At 68.3% G+C, this 17,189-nt stretch carries 4 protein-coding genes; all 4 read right to left on the reverse strand.

What is annotated here, in order from left to right; genetic code table 11:
• Positions 1-3,501, reverse strand: coding sequence for a S8 family serine peptidase (locus tag JOD27_RS23815; RefSeq protein WP_204764455.1), 3,501 nt, complete (start codon positions 3,499-3,501; stop codon positions 1-3).
• Positions 3,502-3,876: 375 nt separating this feature from the next.
• Positions 3,877-4,323, reverse strand: a complete 447-nt coding sequence (locus JOD27_RS23820; RefSeq protein ID WP_204764456.1) for a DUF4240 domain-containing protein — start codon at positions 4,321-4,323, stop codon at positions 3,877-3,879.
• Positions 4,324-4,342: 19 nt separating this feature from the next.
• Positions 4,343-4,822: a hypothetical protein gene (locus JOD27_RS23825; protein WP_204764457.1), complete on the reverse strand. Its 480-nt coding sequence runs from the start codon at positions 4,820-4,822 to the stop codon at positions 4,343-4,345.
• An 80-nt stretch (positions 4,823-4,902) separates the two neighbouring features.
• Positions 4,903-17,175: a DNRLRE domain-containing protein gene (locus JOD27_RS23830; protein WP_204764458.1), complete on the reverse strand. Its 12,273-nt coding sequence runs from the start codon at positions 17,173-17,175 to the stop codon at positions 4,903-4,905.
• Positions 17,176-17,189: the final 14 nt, after the last annotated feature.

Genomic DNA, 17,189 nt, shown 5'->3' on the forward strand with positions numbered 1-17,189 from the left:
TCACGGCACTCTGGCCAGACCGACGTTGACCGAACCCGTTCCCGCGACGGAAGGATCGATCAGCACCACGTAGGTGCCCGCCGCGGGCAGCACCGGCAGGTCGAACGCGCCCTGGTCCGTCTGGAACTTCCTGTCCACCAGCTTCGTCCCGTCCGGGTTGAGGACCGTGAGGCTGAACGCCTTGTTGGTGAACGTGCTGCCACTCGTCGTCAGCCGCAGCTTGTCACCCGTGGCGCCGGTGAACGACAGCTGGCCGTCCTGACCGGCCCTGCTCACCGACACCCGCACCGTCGAGCCGCCGATCGTGAGCGTTCCGGCGTTGACGGGCGTGGACAGGGTCAGCGAGACGGTGCCGGTGACACCGTTGGTGTTGCTCGAATTGATGACGATCTCGTACACCCCCGACACCGGCAGCACGTCGAACGCGATGCTGCCCGGCGCCGGGTTGAAACCCCCGAGGTCGACGCCGGCGCCGTCAGGTTTGACCAGCCGGACGGTGTGATCGGCGAAACCCGCGGAGAAGGTCGTCAGGCCCAGACTGAGCCGCTGGCCCGCCACCCCGTCGAACTTCACCCTGCCCTGCTGGCCGGGCCTGGAGAGGGACGCCGACTTCTGCGAACCGGTCACCGTGATGACACCGAGGTCGAGGTCTTCCGACAGCCACGAGGTCAGCGTTCCGGTGCTGGGGCCGGCGTTGACGAGCAGGTCGTGACTTCCCGTCCTGGTGAGCACCGGTACGGCCGCGCCACCGGCGTGCGAGTCGAGCGACTTCGTCGTCCCGTCCGGGCCGACGACGAAGGCTTTCGGCCTGTTGCCGTCGGTCAGGCTGATGTCCGCGTAGCCGACGGCGAGCCGCTGGCCCTGCGTCCCGTCGAACCTCATGCGGGCGTGCTGGCCGGGCCGGGTCAGGGTCAGCTGCCGGCCTGTCTGCACGGTGGTGACGTCGCCGGCGTTGATCTCGTTGGACAGCCACAGCTTCGCGCTGCCCGACCCCTCACCGAAGATGTACCCGATCACCACGCGGTACTTCCCGGCTGCCTCGGTCTTGAACCGGCCGGCGTCGATCGCGGTGAGGTACTGCTGGTTGCCGACGCGTCCGCCCTTGGCGTCGAACACGTCCACGGACATCAGCGCGGTGCTCGTCGTCCAGTCGGTGAACCCGAGGTCGTACCAGGAGTTCAGCTTTCCGTCGATGGTGAACTCGGCGAACTGCCCCGGCCTCGTCACCGTGAACGGCGTGCCCTGCACGACGACATCGGTCGTCGCCGTGCTGTTCCTGGACAGCTGCACGGTCGCGTTACCGGTTCCGGCGCCATCGGGATCGATGAACACCTGGTAGGTACCCGTGATCGTCAGGGTCGGCAACACGGCTGCCCTGCCGAAGCCCTGGTAGACGTAGGAGGAGCCGCTGTTCTTGTCGACGCTGAACGAGCGGCCCGCCGGGTCGAGCACCCACAGCTTGCTGAAGGCGTTCACCGTGTACGGGGTGACGCCGATACCGAGCTTGTCACCGGCCACACCGTCGAACCGCAGCCGCAGCACCTTGTCCGCGGGAATGGTCGTGCCGACACTCGCGCCGTCGGCGGTCAGCGTTCCACCGTCGACGACGTCACCGGCCCCGGCGACCACGAACTCGTAGGTGGTCGGCGCGGACTGCGTGGTGCCGTTGGACGTACGCACCGTCAACGTCCGCCTGCCCGCCGCTTTCGGTGTGATGGCAACGGAAATCTCGCCGCCCGCGACGATCTCCGTCGGCTGCGCGTCGCCGTCGAGCTGGTAGGAGTACTTGTTGAACGCCTGGGTGCCGCCCGGCTTGAAGGTGAACGTGCCGAGGATGCCCACGCCACCGTTCACCCGCCCGTCAGCGGGATAGTCGTACGACGACACCTGTGGCGGCGCGGGCGTGGCCGGTGCGACGACCGATTCGGCCAGGGTCAGCGTCCACCCGGCGAACGTGCCCTCGTCGAAGCCGAAGTTGTCGCGCACGACCAGCTTCCACACCCCGTTGGCATCCATTGTGGACATTCCGGTGAGCGGGAAGGTCTGGTCGAGGTCGACAGCGGTGTCCTCGCCGTTGGCCGCCTTCACCACGCGTTCGGTCCCGTTGGGCGCGACCAGCAGGACCGACAGGTCACCGCGGAACGGGTGCTCGGCCCGCACGCGCACCCGCGCGGTGTCGGCCACCCTGCCGGGACAGGCCGTGAACTCCACCGTGCTGGTGACCGATCCCTGGTCGGGAATGGCCTGGCGGGTGTCGTTGGCCAGCGTGCAGACCCCGGTCACCGGAACCCCGGTGTAGAGCAGCCTGTTCGGCGACCCGGCGCCCAACCCGTTGGCGGCGAGCACATCCGTCGTCGCCCGGCTGAGCAACGTGGCGGACACCTCGGCCGGCGTCGCACTGGGCGTCTCGGCGAGCAGCAACGCGATCGCACCCGTGACGTGCGGGGAAGCCATCGACGTGCCGTGCAACGTGATCGTGGCGGAGTCGGTGGCGTTGTGCGCGGACTTGATCGCCTCCCCCGGCGCGAACAGGTCGAGGCAGGACCCGAAGTTCGAGCCACCGGTGATCTTGGTGGGATCCCTGGGGTCGTCCTTCCAGTCCCGAGCCCTCTCGTCGACCGGGTTGCTCGCGCCGACGGTGATGGCCTCGCTCACGTTGGCAGGACTGTTCTCGCAGGCGTCCTTCTGGTCGTTGCCCGCGGAAACCGCATACGTGATCCCGGATGCGATCGAGTTCCTGAGCGCGATGTCCTCCACAGCGCTCTTTCCCCCACCGAGACTCATGTTGACCACGGCGGGCCGCTGCGCGTGCGCGGTCACCCAGTCGATCCCGGCGATGATCTGACTGGTGGTGCCGGAGTTCTCACAGCTCAACACCCGCACCGAGACGAGCTTGACCTTCTTGGCCACGCCGTACGTCCTGCCCCCGATGGTGCCCGCGACGTGCGTGCCGTGCCCGGCGGTGCTGCAGTCCTCACCGTTCCACCCGTCACCGATGGCGTCGAAGCCCACGCTGGCCCGACCCTCGAACTCGGTGTGCGCGGTGCGAATCCCGGTGTCCATCACATAAGCGGTGACCCCGCCACCGGCACTCTCGGGATAGGTGAACGCGTCGTCGAGCACGGTGGTGTGCTGGTCGACCCGGTCCAGATCCCACGGCGGGTTGGTCTGCGTCCCGGTCGCCCGCACCAGCGAATCGGCCTCGACCCGCGCGACCCTCGGATCGGTAGCGAGCCGCTTGGCCTGAGCCTCCGTGGCGGTCACGGTGAACCCGGTCAACGCCGAGGCGAAGGTCCGCTTGATCTGCCCGCCGTACTTGCCGGCGAGCGCGCCCTTCTCCGCCACCGCCTGTTTCAGCAGCACGATGTACTGCCCCGCAACGACTTCGGCGTTCGCGGGCCGGTACACCTGCCCCTCCTGCGCCGACGCCACACCCGTGGTGATCCCGCCCAAGACCGCGATCGCGGCACCGACGGCAAGCAGCCGTCTCCAACTCCCCAACACAAGTCCCCCAGCCATTCGAATCACTGCCTGGTAAGGCGAATCCCGACTCGGTATCCGCGGCCAGGTCTGAGCAGCTCAGCTCCAGCCATCGGCGTTCGATCCCGTCTCGTAGTCCAGCGGAGTGACGTGCTCCCACTCCCTGCCAGTCGAGCTTTCGTACGCGTGTTGCGCCACGTGGAGCAGGAACTCGGCCTCAGGCCCACCGGGTTCGGTGAACCGGCGAAACCGCCCCGGATCCGCCAGCACAGCCCGGTAAGCCTCTTCCCCTGCCGGCACCACCGCCGCCCGGTACTGAAGAAGGAATCTGACGAGAGAGCTAACCCGGTCGCGCTGGACGGCAACGCCGCGAGCCCCCCAACGTCGCCCAGCAGGCTAATTCCAGCCGTCCGGGTTCGGCTTCATGTCGATCGGAAACGTCCTCCGGCGCTCCATCGGGAACCCCATCTTGTCCTCGTAGTGCTCGTCGGCCAGGTACAACAACCGCTCAGCCGGTAGCTCGGGCACCGTGAAGGGCTCGAACCCCTCCCCCGTGGCCGGCACCTCCTCGAACACCCTCCGGCCGGCGAGGACGCAGGCGCACCTGGCGTACTGGAAACCGTCCTCCGACTGCGGGATCGCCAGGTCCCGCACGAAGACGGGGATCTCCGCGAACTGCCTGCGGTCCAGCCTCGACAACGCCTCGTGCAGGCCGTCGACGAAGTTCAGCAGGTCGTACGTGGGCAGCGGGGCCAGCCGCGCGGAGACCCGCTCCAGCGTGGCTTCCACGTCGGCCTCGGTCCGCAGTTCGTTCTCGCCGATGATGCCCCAGAACTCGGTCACCACAGGTTCCATCGTCGCCCTACTCGATGCCACCGCGCGCTCCGTGTACCGCGAGCAGTCGCTCGAGGCCTCTGGCTCGATCGTGTTCCCGGAGCTGCGCCAGTGCCCCTTCGTCATGACCAGAGGAGATCGCTCGACGCTGGAACTCGTGCTCAGCGCCGAGCAAGTCAGATCCGGGAATGTTCTGATCCGCCAGCGCCATCGAGGTCAAGCTCGCATGCGCGCACTGGACAGCCTGTTGCGCGTCACCCGTGGCACGGAACAGAACCGCGTATCTCATGCAGAGGACCGCTGAGAACGCATCTATGTCCGCGTCATCGGTCAATCCTTCCTCGCTGGGCACCAGCTCCGGAAATCCCTCCAGAACCGCGGCCCTGCCGTCGAAGTTCTCACTCGGCAGGTCCAGGGCCCACAGGTCGTCCAGGTACTTCAGGTACAGCTCGATGTCCGCAGCACGACCGGGATCGTCTCCGCGCAGGCCGGTGAAGAACTGCGCCATCCGTTCCACGCAGCTCGCGACGAAGACCGCGGCTCGTGCGGACTCTCCCGCCACGAGGGCATCGGACACCTCAGCGGCCACTACCATTCAAAGCTCCTCTGACGTGTTGTCGTCTTTCCGTTTCCGGGGAAGACGTTGCCCGTCATTCTGCCGCCGGTCTCCCGGATCCACGGGGCGCACACTCCCAGACAGACGTTGCGCGAGGTGCCGCCTGCGATCGGAATCCAGCCCTGCTGGTTCGCGTAGAGGAAAGCGTTCTGCTCGGCATGCGTTCCCGGGATGTTGGGCACGTGCATCTCACCCGGTCGCAGCGGCACCGCCAACTGGTCGGGCGTCAGGCCCTTGCCGCTCCCGGCGATGAGGTCGACGGGGCCGCGCGGCGTCTGGACCCGGATCACGGCCACGGTGCTCACGTTCTCGCGGTACCACGCGTCCCGTTCGGCGGCGTGAATCTCGCTGGCCCGATCGGAGAAACCGCAGTTGTGTACGAGAACCGGGGTTTCTCCGGCCAGGACGTAGTACGTGTGCAGTTCGTCGACGGTGAGGTTGTGCACCCGTTGCGTGGCCGTGCGTTGCGCCACTGCCGTGACCTGGACGTACGTGCCGGCCGACGTGCGCAGTAGCGCGCCAGGACGCAGGTCCTCGGCCTTGACCCATTCGTCGAGCTCAGGCACCCAGAACGGGTGACCATCCGTCGCGGTGAGCGTGCTGTCGCCCTTGCCGTCATCGTCGGTGTCGATGGTGATGTCGACGAGCGACTTCTGCCCCTGACCCACGATCGTCGCGGTGACGACCCTTTCCTCGGTGAGTCCCGTCGACGGGTCCGTGGCCAGTACCTTGTCGCCCAGCTGGATGTCCCCGATCGGTTTGGCCGAGCCGTCGGCCATCCGCACCTTCGTTTCCGGGGTGAAGCTGTTCTGCTCACAGCCTCCTCGTGACGATGTGGGTTTCGTGCCCATCGGGTCGGTGAGCTTCGTCGGCTGGTTGGCCACGTAGCCGTAGAGGTTGCTCCCGCCGTCGAAGCCGATCGGGTCCTCGCTGAGGAATCGCTGCAGCACAGGGCTGTAGTACCGGGCACGGTTGTAGTACAGGCCGGTGCCGTCGTCCTCACGCCCAGCGAACTGATACGGGTTGCCGCCGTCGTCGCCGGCCGTGTAGGTGCGCCCGAACGGCTCGTACGAATACGAAGCGCCGGCACCGGAGTTGTCGACCAGTCCGAGTGTGCTGCCCAGCCCGTCGACCAGGTACCGGCGAGTCGTGCCGCCGGACTCACGCAGCTGGAATCCGTCGGTGCCGATCGAGGTCATCGTCGCGGTGACGGCACCGTTCACCTTCTCCTGCAACGGGTTGAGCCCGTCGTACAGGTAGTTGGTGGTGACGCCGTTGACCGTCCGCCCCTGCCTGCGTCCATCGGCCGCGTAGTCGAAGCTGGCCGTCATACCCGGTCCGGCCTCGCCTGCGAGTTGTCCGCGGGCGTTCCAGCTGAACGTCGTCACCCCATCGGAGATCAGGTTGCCGTCGGGATCGTGGCTGATCGTCGTGGCACCGACCGCGCTGACGCGGTTCGCCCGGTCGTAGACCGCGAGCCCGAACTGCTCCGGCAGCATCGCGCGGGAGTAACTGCCCGTCGTGCGGACCGGATATCCGGCCGCGTCGTAGTTGTAGGTGAGGTCTCCCAGCACTGTCGTGCCGGACCGGTAAGTGATCGACTTGATCTGGCCGGCATCGTCGTAGGCGTAGGTCTGCGACACCCCACCACCGCCGGGAGCACCGACACGTTCCGGCCTGCCCACCCGGTCACGGCTGATGGTGCTCACAGCGGTGTCGCCTTGGCGCACCTCGGAGAGGTCGCCCACCGCGTCGTAGATGTGCCGGACCGGAGCTCGTCCCGCCACGGTCATCGTCCGGTCTTGCACGGTCTTGCCGTACTCGTAGGACACGGTGCCGTGAGTGGTGGACTCGACCTTCACGCGGTCGAATCCGTCGTAGTCGATCGTCGAGACGCCCGCCACCGAGTCCTCGGTGCGCTTCACCCTGTCGCCGAGGTCGTAGCCGAACTTCGTGGTGCTCTCGGACCCGAACCTGCTCTCCTTGCGCCGGTCCAGTTCGTCGTAGTCGTGTTCGGTGACGATGCCGCGACGGCTCGTGTGCTTCGCCAGGTTGCCGTTGCGGTCGTACTCGGCCAGCTCGAACTTGCCCAGCGGATCGGTGACCTTCTCCACCCGGTCCATCCGGTCGTAGTCGAAGACGGTCTGACCGCCGCGGGCGTCGATGACCTTGGCCCGATTGCCGTTCCCGTCGTACTCATACGCCACGGTGCGGCCGAGCGGATCGGTCACCGAGCGGATCTGAGTCGCCGCATCGAACGTGGTGTCGGTGCTCGCGCCGCGCGGATCTGTGGTCAGCACGGGCCTGCCGATGGCGTCGAAGCCAGTCCGGTCGACCTTGCCGAGCGGGTCGGTGCGGCTGACGACGTCCGCACCGGCGTAGTCGACAGTGCTGGCCTTCTCCGCCGGATCCGTGACCTTGGTGACGAGCCCCTTCTCGTTGGTGTCGTACAGCGTCTTGCGGTTGGCCGGATCCGTCACCGACTTCACCGCACCCCGCGGGTCGAGCTCGTAGACCGTGTCCTTGAGGTAGGTGTCGGTGTACTTGGTCAGCTCGGCGTGCGGCCCGTTGCGCTCCCACTTCTCGGTCCGCGCCTCGGCCGTACCCGCCAGCAGGGTCTTCTCCTTGACCTGGCCGTTGGCGTCGTAGACGTAGGTCGTCTTGCGCTGCAAGGCATCGGTGGTCGCCTTGAGGCGCACGCCGTCGGCCTCGTACTCGTTCGTGGTCGTCTGCGCCAGCGACGTGCCGAACGCCTTGGTGTCGGTCAGCACCGAGCCGCGGTCGTTGAAGGTGAACCGGCGCACGTGGTCCCTGGCGTCGGTGACCTTGGTCTCGACGATGGCGTCGCCGGACTCGACGTACTCGAACTTGGTGAGGCCTCCGTCGGCCGCGGTCTGCTGCTTGACCCTGCCCTTCGCGTCGTACTCGTTGAGCAGGAAGCGGATTTCCCTGGCGTCGGTGATGGTCTTGAGCAGACCGTTCTCCCACGTGTAGCGGGTGGTTCCGCCGCGGATGTCGGTGACGGTCTCCAGGTGGCCTGTCGCGTCGTAGGTGTACGAGACGCGCCTGCCGATGTTGTCCTCAATGGACCGGACGCGCGGCGGGTTCGCCGTGTCGTAGGTGAACTTCACCCAACGGCCGCTGGGCGAGGTGATCTGCGTGACCGGGCCGTTGGCGCGGACCTTGCCGTCGGTGCCCGGTGGTGCCGTGGCTCGGGTGAGCGTGGTCGTGTTGCCGTACTTGTCGCGGATCTGTTGCAGCGGCGCCTCTTCGCCGATCGTCATCACGGAGCCGTCGCGCAGGAGCACGTCCCAGCCGCTGTCGATCCAGCGGACCACCGAGCCGTCGAACTTCGTCGGCGTCGGGTCGGCCTTGAAGACCGCGCCCGCGTAGTCCTTGCCCGGCGAGGTTCTCCGGTAGTGGATCTTGCTGCCGTCCGCCTGGACCAGGTCGAACTCCTGGAAGTCGAACTGACCGATGACGCCGGGCGACCACGGGTAGAGCCCGTAGTTGAAGCTGGTGCCGACGCCGAAGGTGCGGATGTCGGGGTCGCCCTGCTGGTAGGTGCGCTTGATCTCGATCGGCGCGATGTCGTCGACGACCATGTCGACGGTCTCGTCGACCAGCAGGCCGGTCGACGGGTCGACCGGGTCGCCGACCCTGGCACCGTTCGCGCGCGGGGCGATGCGCGGCGGGTTCATGCCGGGGACCGCGGTCATCGCGCCGGTCAGCCGGTAGAACTTGACGCTCGCGTCCGGCACGATCTGCTTGCCGTCCGGCGAAACCGTGCCGTAGCCGTAGATGTGCCAGCCCTTGCCGTCCGGATCGTAGTTCCAGAACTGGGTGCGGGTGCCCGGCGCTTCCTTGGTGTAGTTGGGGTAGATGATCGTGGCGCCCTCGGGGAAGAGGTAGCCACCACCCGGCTGGACCGTGAAGTACACCGGGACCTTGGTGGGCGGCAACGGGAACGGCGGCCGGTCGATCGGGATCGGCGTCAGCGACAGCTCGGTCGCCACGTTGCCGTCCGCGTCACGCACGACGGTGCCCGCGGGCAGGCGCACCTCCAGGCCGGGGATCGACTTGGTGGTGAGCACGGTCTCGCCCTTGGTCGGGCTCGGGACGTGCACGATCGCGGCGGTGTCGATCTCCGGCAGGAACACCGTGTACGGCAGGACGAGCACCTGTCCGCCCTTGACGTCCACGCCGATGTCGAACGAGCCGAACCTGCGGCCGGGCATGTTCGTCGCGGTACCGCCGTCGACCCGCAGGACGACGTGGCCGTCCGGCAGTCCGGTCAGCGCGAACTTGCCCTTGGCGTCGGTGACGACCGGCCGGTGGCCCGCCACGCTGACGGTGACGCCGGCCAGGTCCTGGCCCGCCGTCGACTGGATCTTGCCGACCACGCCGGTGAACCCCATGGCGAACTGCAGCGGCCGGTCCCTCGTCGGCTGCGGGTCGTAACGGGTGTTCCAGTCGGTGCCGTTGAGGTTGGCGCTGTCCGGCTGCCAGCCCGACGCACCACCCGCCGGTGCGCACGAGTCCGCTTTGGACGCGGGCGGGAGCTGCGGTTCCTCAGGCTGGCGCGACCCCTCCGGCGCCGGCGAACCCTTGAAGGGTTCCGGGGCAGGTTCCACGGGAACGCACTTCGGGCTCGCGGGCGGCTTCGGCGGATCGAGCCGCTCCCCCTGCATTTCCTGTGCCGCAACGGTCGCCGGCTTGCTGACCTTGACGGTCATCGTGCCGGTCCCGTACGTGGCGGGATCGAAGACCAGCGTGTACGTGCCGGTCAACCGCAGCGCGGTGAGCTTGAACTGGTCCCTCGACATGAACGAGTGCCGCGGCGAGATCGTGCCGTCCGGCGCGATCAGGCTGTAGTAGGCACCCGAGTTGTGCGGGAACGTGCGCGTGATGTCGAGCTGCAGCACGTCGTTGGCCGTGCCGTCGAACGTCACCTTGCCGTTCTGCCCGATGCGGGTGAACGTGAGCGTCTTGGCCGCACCGCCGATGTCGGCCTTGCCGCCGTCGACCTCACCGGACAACGCGATCTCGAGGTCGCCGACCGCGGGACCGCCGCTGTCCTCCAGCGGTTCGAGCTCGATCTTGTACTCGCCCGCCGCCGGCAAGGCCTGCAGGTCGAACCCGAACGGCACGCTCAGGGCGGTGTACCCGTCGAGCACCGCACCGTCCGGCTTGCGGACCGTCGGCTTGACGAACGGGATGTTCGGCGAGCTGTAGCCGAGGCTCAGCCGCTGCCCCGCCTGGCCGGAGAACCTGGCCACGACCGTCTGCCCCGGAATGGTGATCCTGGGCTTCAGCAACGGCCCGTCGACCGGGATCACGCCGGCGTCGAACGGCTCGGACAGTGCGAGCGTGAGCTCACCCGTGGTGGCGAAGGTCGGGTCGAGCTGGAGCCGGTACTTCCCGGTCTCCGGCAGCGCAGGAACATCGATCTTGTTGTCGACCGGTATCCCGATCAGCTTGTTGTCGGTCGGCTGGTAGAGCCGGGCGTTCATCAGGCCCGGCAGGCTCTTGTCGCGGATCAGGATCTTGAGCGGCTTGTCCTTGACCCCGTCGATGTCGACCCAGACCTCGCGGCCCGGCCGGTCGAAGGTGATCTTGGTCTGCGCGTTGACCGGTGCCTTGCCCGCTTCGGCCTTGGTCGACAGCCAGCCCTTCGCGGTGCCGACCGCCTGCCAGCCGCTCATGAACAGGTTGTGCTCACCGTTCTTCTTGATGGGCACGTTCTTGAGGTCGGCGGTTCCGGTGCGGATCTCGACCTGGTTGTCGTCCGGCTCGACCAGGATTCCTGCCGCCTGGCCCGCCCTTCCGTTCTCCCGCAACGTGTTGTCGGTGATGGCGAACCGCAGCGGCTGGTCCTTCACGCCGGTGAACGGCATGCGCACCGACTGTCCGGGCCGGTTGATCTTCATCAGCGTGCTCGGCCCGTCGACCACGAGCCGGTTCGCGTCGATCACGCCGGACAGCCAGATCTTCCCGGCGCCGAGCTCGTTCGGGCCGAACGTCACACCGAGCTTGAAGGTGCCGGTCCTGCGCGCCTTGAACACCATCGTCGGCCGGTAGTTGTCGAGATCGGCCTTCCAGGTGTTGGTGTAGCCGTCGGGGTGGGTGACGGTGACGTTGAAGATGTTGTTGGGCATGCTGATGTCGGTGACGCCGACGCTCAGCCACTCGCCTTCCGTTGCGGTGAAAGGCATCTCGGACCGCTGCTCGGCCACCGAGACGGTGAACGGCACACCGGTGCCGTCCCTGGTCAGCTTGTCCCCGGTCAGGTCGTGCGAACCGGTGATCCGCACCTTGCCGGCCGCGTTGTCGTCAGGTGCGACGACGATCGTGTAGGTGCCGTTGGCGCCGAACATCGGGATGTCCTGGCGCAGCGTGCTTCCCGCCCACAGGTCGAGCGGGTCGCCCATGGTGCGGCGCGCGAAGTCGCCGCCGTGCGGTGTGAACATCCACATCGCCGAGCGGACCGGGACCGTGTTGTTCTCCAGGTCGAGGTGCACCCGCTCGCCGACCGTGCCGTCGATCAGCACGACCGCGTACTTGCCGGCGGGGATGTCGAGCTCGAGCGGCGTGCCGAGCTGGACCCGGCCGCCGTAGACGAGCTTGTCGACGACGAACCCGCGCGGCGCGATCAGGAAGTCGGACGTGCTGGTGGCCGTGCCACCCGGCGTGCGTACCGAGATCTTCCCGGACGAGGCCGCGGCGGGCACCTCGACGACCAGGCCGGCCGGGCTCGCCTGCTTCACCCGTGCCGTGGTCTGGTGGAACAGCACCACGTTGCGCGCGGGATCCGGGTCGAATCCGGTGCCGGTGATGGTGACGGTGTCGCCGGAGTTGGCGCGGTTCGCCGAGACGGTCGTGATGGCGGGAGCGGGAATGCCCCTGGTGACCACGAACGGGTTGCGGCTGTCCGCGGTCTTGCCACCGGCGACGACCTTCACCGCGCCCGCGCCGGTGCCCGCGGGGACGACGACCGTGAGCCGGTTCGCCGAGGCCGCGGTGACCTGCGCGGTGATGCCGTCGAAGGTCACCCTGTTGTCGGCGGGCTGGACGGCGAAGCCCGTTCCGCTGATCTCGACGGTGCTGCCGATCGGGCCGCGTTGCGGAACCACGGCGAAGATCGACGCCACGTCGGTGCGGTAGCGGTCGGTCGCCTCCAGGTTCCCGGCCGCGTCGTAGCGGTAGGCGGCTGCCTCACCGGAGTTGTTGGTGACGCCCGCCAACTGCCCTGCGGCGTCGTAGAAGTAGTCACGCGGGCCGGCGGGCGCGCCGACCGCGAAGACGTACTTCGCCGGCGCCGACAGCACTCCGCTCGACGTGACCTTCGCCCAGACCGTCAGCGTGCGCTGACCGGAGCGGACCGGGGTGATGTTGATCGTCGCGGTGCCGGTGCCCGCGGGCACCTCGGACGGCGCGGCGTCGGTGTCGAGCTGGTAGCGGAACGCGTCGGCGGTGACGGAACCCTGCGACCGCAACGTGAACGCGCCCTGCTGGCCGAGGCTGCCGTGCAGTTGACCGTCCGCGGGGTAGTCGGTGGACGACACCAGCGGCGTGGACGGCGTCGGTGCCGCACCGGCGACGACGAACGTGTAGGTCGTAGGCGTGGAAGCACTGCCGGAGCTGCCGAGCGCCCACACGACGAGGGTGTGCGTGCCACCGGTCGGCGGAGTGATCTTCACCGAGACTTCACCGGTGCCCGGCACGTCGGTGGTCGCGCCGTCGTCCAGCTTCCAGCGGTAGCCGGTGACGGCGATCGTCCCGGTCGGCCGGAAGGTGAACGTGCCCTCCCGGCCGGCGTCACCGTGCGGCTGCCCGTCGGCCGGATAGTCCACAGAGGACACCAACGGCGCGCCGGGCGCCGGGAGCTGCGCCACCTCGAACACGTAGTTCGTCGGTGCCGAGACCGCGCCCGTGCTGGTGAACGTCCGCACGGTGAGCGTCTGCGTGCCCGCCGTGACCGGGGTGATCTTGACCGCCACCTTGCCGGTGCCGGCGACGTCGGACGTCGGGCCGCCGCCCAGCTGCCAGCGGTAGCCCGCGATCGCCATCGATCCGGTCGGGCGGAAGGTGAACGTCCCCTCCTGGCCGGGCGCGCCGTGCGGGGCGCCACCGCTCGGGTAGTCGAACGAGATCACCTGGGGCGCACCGGGTCCGGCCGGTGGGTCGGCCACGATGAACGTGTGCGTGGTCGCGGGCGACACGGTGTTCTCCGCACCGAGCGCGCGCACGGTCAGCGTGTGCTGGCCCGGCGTCGCGGGCGTCGCCCTGATCTGGACCTCGCCCGTGCCGGAGACGTCGGTGGAGCCGCCGTCGTCCAGCTGCCACCGGTACCCGGTGACCGGGACCGAGTTGCCGGGCTTCAGGGTGAACACGCCTTCCCTGCCGGGCGCGCCGTGCGGCTGTCCGTCGGCCGGGTAGTCGGTGGACGACACCGTGGGCGCGACCGGCGCCTGGACCGGCTGGGCCACCACGAAGGTGTAGGTGGCCGGGGCGGAGGCGAGACCGCCCGCGGTGAACGAACGCACCGTCAGCGTCCGCGTTCCTGCCGAACCCGGAGTCAGGTTGACCGAGATCTCACCGGTCGCGGGCTTCTCGGTCGGTTGTGTGTCGGTGTCGAGCTGGTAGACGAACTTCGCGATGGGCACGGCATCGCCGGGCTTCAGCACGAACGCGCCTGGCCTGCCGGCACCACCGTGCGGCTGACCGTCAGCCGGATAGTCAGGAGAGGACACCAGCGGTACCGCGGGCGGCACCGGTGCCGGTGTGCCGGGACCGGCGGCGAACAGGCTGGGCCTCGGAACCTCGGCTCCGGCGGCGAAGTGGTCGTGCCACTTCGCACTGGCGCCGAAGCGAGCGCCGTCGGAAGCGGCGACGAAGGCGTCCGCCGCGGTGCCACGGGTGAAGCCGACGATGTCGAACTTGCCGTCACCGGTGAAGTCACCGACGCCGGGAAGCTCGTCACCGGGCGCGAAACCCGCGTGCCACTGGCGGGACGCGCCGAACGCTGTTCCGGTCGAGTTCGCGACCGTCACCTGGCCGTTCGAGAACGACAGGACGTCGTCCTTGCCGTCACCGTCGACGTCGCCGACAGCTCCCTTGGCCGCGTCGGGCGCGAAGTTGTCGTGCCACTTCGCAGCAGACCCGAACTGCGTGCCGTCGGACAGCGACACGAACACGTCAGCCGCCTCGCCGCCGGTGAAGTAGACGATGTCGTCCTTGTCATCGCCGTTCACGTCGCCGACAGCGGGCATCTCCGTGCCATGCGCGAAGGAGCTGTGCCACTTGACCGGGGTCGGCGCGAACTTCGTGCCGTCCGAGAGCGCGACCCACACGGCGCCGTCGGTGCCACGGGTGAAGGCGGCGATGTCGTCCCTGCCGTCACCGTTGAAGTCGCCGACCAGCGGGATCTCGGCGTCGGACACGAAGTGGTCCTGCCACTTCGCGGCAGTGCCGAACTTCGTGCCGTCGGACAACGCGACCCAGACACGGGCGTCCGTACCACGGGTGAACGTGGCGACGTCGGCCTTGCCGTCGCCATCGAAGTCACCGGTCAGCGGGATCTCGTTCTGCACCGCGAAATGGTCGTGCCACTTCCAGCCGTCCTGGACGAACTTGGTGCCATCGGACAGCGACACGTACACGGCGGCACCGTCGCCGCGGGTGAACGTGACGACGTCGTCCTTGCCGTCACCGTTGAAGTCGGTCTTGACCTTCTTGTGCCGTGGCGCCTCGGCGACGACGAAGCTGTACGTCGTGGTCGCGGACGCGATTCCACTCGCGTTCAGCGCGCGGACCGTCAGCGTCCTGGTGCCGGAGGCCGCGGGTGTCAGGTTCACCGAGATCTGGCCGGTGGCGGCCACCTCGGTCGGCTGCGCGTCGGAGTCGAGCTGGTAGACGAACTTGGCGATCGGCACCGAGTTGCCGGGCGTCAGCACGAACGCGCCGGGCTTTCCGGCACCGCCGTGCGGCTGACCGTCGGCCGGATAGTCGGGAGAGGACACCAGCGGCGCGGCGGGCGGCGCGGGCGGCGAACCGAGGTAGGACACGGCGAGGGTGGGACGCAGCATCGGTTCCGCGGCCTCGTCGGACAGGAACAGCACGCGCTGCTGCGCACCGGCCTCGTCGCGGAGCTTGACCTCGAAACCGTTGTTGGAGGACGGGGTGTCGACCCAGCCCTGGACCATGGCGGCGTTTTCCCAGATGTGCCAGGTCGGCCTGTCGGTCACGCCGGAGATGAAGTCGGCTCTCGCCGCGATGTCACCACCCGGCGTGGTCCACGCCGTCGTGGTGGACGCCCTGTTCCAGGTGGCCTGGTTCTCCACGAACGGCCTGGTGAGCGGGTGCCCGTCGAAGGTCGCACCCGTTCCGTTGGAGTAGAGCGCCCACAGCGACAGGTCGGCGTCGGTGATCGTGGTGCCCGGCGGGATCGCGTTGAGGCCGTCGAACTTCACCAACGCGCGCGTTTTCCCATAGGTGGCGCCGTTGTTGCCGACCTGCAGCCACGGCGAGCCGGCGAGCACGTCGAGGTTCGCGTTCGGCTGGAGGGCCGAGAGCGTGGTGTCGGCGCCACCGCGGAAGATCTGCCGCACCTGGCCGGCCTTGGGCGTGCGGGTCTGCTGCGTGGCACTCGGGATGAGCTGGCCGTCGCGGGTCTTCGCGACGATCATGTAGTAGTAGAGGTTCCAGTCGAGGTCACCGGCGGAGTCCGGGGTCGGTGTCGCCGTGGTGTCCACGAACCGGGTCGCCTGCGGGGCCACCGAAGTGACCAAAGTGGACGCTGACGGCGTGTACACCTGCGAGATCGACCGGTGCACCTGGTACTCGACGAGGTCGGTGCCCGCGTAGGGAGTCCACGCCAGCTCGGCGCCGTTGGCGTAGGTCTTGGTGATCGGCTGCAGCACGGCACCGGCGCTGCCGTAGGTAAGGATCAGCTTCGGGAAAGTCGCGGTGTCACCGTTGAAGGCGAACTCCGCGGCGTGGTGGATCGCGCCACCGCGGTTGAGCGTCTCGTCGGTCGCCTTGACCATGAAGCCGTGGTTCTGCGCGGAACCGGAGACCCAGGACTGGGCGATGTTGCGGACGTCCCACTCGTTCCAGACCTGGGTGACGTTGGCGCGCTTGACCGCGGTCGACAGACCGGCTTCTGCGAAGGCCGTGTTCGAGCTGTTCCAGGTGACCGTGCTCTCGGCCCACGCGGCGGTGACGCGGCGCGCCTCCATGGTGACGTCGTTGGTGCCGACGTGCAGCTCGTTGTCGTAGTACATCCGCAGCTTCGCGGAGGTCAGGTTCGTTCCGGCAGGCACCACGGACATGTCGAACTTGACCAGGCTGCGCGCGATGCCGGTGTTGTCGGTGCCGACGGACAGCCGGTAGTCGGCGCCGTCGTTGCGGGTGGGGGTGTCCGACCAGATCTGCGCGTCCTGGCCGGAGTTCGACGTCGGCTCGACCGAGATCGTGGGATCGATGACCACCGGGTACTTCCGCTCCGGCGCGGCGAGCCACTCCTGGTCCGCGCGGACGGTCACGGTGATCTTCGGCCCGTGCTGCTCGAACGTCTGCGAAACCTTGTCGCTGTAGGACTTCGCGCTGGAGTCGAACATGAACGGCTTCGGCATCACGTACAGCGGCGGAGCGTCCGCGTTCGCACGGAAGAACGCGATCGACCCGTCGGGCTGCGCCTGCGCGACGACACCGGCGAGGTCCAGCGAGAACCGGTAGGTGGCGTCCTTCGGCGGTGCCGCGAGGGTGATCTTCTCCTTGAGGGAGCCGCGGGTGACCTGGTAGCTGAAGTCCGCTCCGTCCCAGGCACCCCGGTAGGTGACCGAGTCGCGCTCCACCTTCGGGTCGAGTTTCCTGGACTCGCCGTCGAGTCCCAGCCCGACCTGCGTGCCGCTGAACGAGAACTTGGCAACCCGGTCGGTCCTGTCGCCGAACGCGCTGACGAACGCGTTGGTGTCGTTGCCGAACAGGTAGCCGTCACGGGCCTGCTCGCGCACGGTCGTGTCGACCGGCTGCCACTCCCCGCCGGAGTCCTGGAAGTGTTGCGGCGCAGCGGAGATCTCCGCTTCGAGCTGCCCGTTGGACAGCTCGAACACCCGCATCGACGGTGTGCGCCGCTCGGGCAGCTCCCGCACGCGCTTGGGCGGTCCGGACGCCTGCACGTCGCCCTTGCCGTTCAGGGAAGGCAACGAGGAAGGCAGCCCCACGGCCACCAGCACGAACACCAAGGCCAGTGCGA

The sequence above is a fragment of the Lentzea nigeriaca genome (assembly GCF_016907955.1).
GTDB lineage: Bacteria > Actinomycetota > Actinomycetes > Mycobacteriales > Pseudonocardiaceae > Lentzea > Lentzea nigeriaca.

What these genes read in the sequence shown, in the direction of transcription:
- JOD27_RS23825 (WP_204764457.1), bottom strand. Translation starts at nt 4,822, where the DNA reads ATGGCGCAGTTCTTCACCGGCCTGCGCGGAGACGATCCCGGTCGTGCT.